Origin of the sequence: Nocardiopsis sp. TNDT3, from assembly GCF_003427465.1 — a bacterium.
Classification (GTDB): Bacteria; Actinomycetota; Actinomycetes; order Streptosporangiales; family Streptosporangiaceae; genus Nocardiopsis; species Nocardiopsis dassonvillei.
This window is the reverse complement of sequence record NZ_QPFC01001074.1, coordinates 1-1,626: the sequence shown is the minus strand read 5'-3', so window position 1 is coordinate 1,626 and position 1,626 is coordinate 1. Positions and strand designations below refer to the sequence as shown.

Sequence of the window (1,626 nt, the reverse complement as noted above, 5' to 3'; positions counted from 1 at the left end):
GCGTGCGGCCGACCCCTCCCTCACGTCCGCTCCGGTCCGCGCGGGTCCGGCCGCACGCCCCCGCCGTCCGGCCCCGCGTCCCGCGGGTCGATGAGGAAGGGGCGCACCATCTCGGGGGTGACCCGGGCGGCGAAGGCCACCGACTCCTCGAACGAGGCGTCCTGCGCGGTGTAGCCGCCCGCGCCCGCGCCGACCGTGACCTGGAGGTCGGCCAGCGAGGACGGGCGCTGGAAGAGGGTCTGGGTCCAGGTCCAGCCGATCACCGCCGAGTGCTCCACCGTCGCCTGGGAGCGGCGCAGCGAGCCCGAGCGCACGCTCACCCGCTCGCCGTCGTGGCCGTGGCCCAGGGAGCGGTACCGGTCCACGCCCAGGGGCGCGCCCAGCACCGCCAGGACTCCGGCCGCCCAGGCCAGCCACGCCGCGTCCACGGCCAGGGCGACCGCCAGGAGCAGCACGAAAGGCCCCGAGGAGCGGGTCAGACGGCGGTACAGGGCGGCGCGCGGATGCCGGTTCAGGCCGCCCCGGTACCGGGCCAGCGCGCGGTCCACGACGTCCTCGACCACCGCGCGGGGCCCGATCGGCAGCAGCACCGCGCGGTTGGCGGTGTCGCCCAGCCCGGTGACGATGGCCCGCAGGCGCACCGCCCCGCGCAGGCGTTCGAGGGGGTTGTCCAGGAGCTCGTACCCGCGGATGCGGCGCTTCTCCAGCGTCACGCTGCGCCGGGTGAGCAGTCCCCGCTCGGCGACCAGGGAGCCGTCGCGCTCCCTGAGGGTGAAGCCCCAGTGGGTGAGCGCGTAGGAGACCACCGCGAACACCGGCATCAGGAGCACCAGCGCACCGGCGAAGAGGGCCGCGGACAGCAGGATCAGGTTGTGGTCGGAGGTGGTCACCCAGTCCACGAAGTAGTCGGTGGCCAGTTCCCCCGCGGTCTGCTGGACCATCCCGAACAGGGTGGCCAGGACCGCGAACGGGGTGAGCAGGTACCCCAGGCTCAGCGTCCCGTACAGGTACCACGAGCGGGGCATGGCGAAGTGGGTGACGGTGTCGTCGCCCCCGGGGGCCCCGGGCGTCCCCCCGGGTTCCGGGGCGCCCTCGCCCGTGCCGGGCCCGCCCGGCTCGGCGGGTGACGCGACGGCCCCGGTCCCGCGACCGGTGAGCACCGCCCTGCGGTGCAGCAGCACCCGGCGCAGGCGGTCTGCCTCGCCCGCCGACACGGCGTCGAGCTTGCCGTCCTCGGTTGCGCCCGCGGAGCCCGCGGCGGCCTCGACGTGGACCACGGCCACGCCCAGCAGCCGGTGCAGCAGGGTGCTGGTGACGTCCACGCCACGCACCCGCTCCAGCGGGATGGTGCGCTGGGAGCGGCGGAGCAGGCCCCGACGGATCTCCAGCCGGTCCCCGGCGACCTCGTAACGGGTGGTGCGCCAGGTGACGATCCCGCCCACGAGCAGGGCCACGACGGTCGCTCCCGTGGCGGCGAGCACCCAGGCGTTGAACCCGCCGAGCACCAGCCCGGCGATGATCGGCACCAGGAGCCCCCTGAGCTGGTTGATGGGGCCCACGACCACGCTGCGGGGGCTGAGGCGGCGGGCGCGCTCGGCGCCGAAGGCCGCCGCGCCCCCGCCGTCC

1 protein-coding gene is annotated in these 1,626 nt (G+C 76.1%); it reads right to left on the bottom strand.

The annotated features are described in order from the left end of the window. Window positions 1–20 precede the first annotated feature (20 nt). The coding region (locus DQW06_RS24000) for a PH domain-containing protein (protein ID WP_117199360.1) at window positions 21–1,626 on the bottom strand (1,606 nt) is incomplete at its 5' end.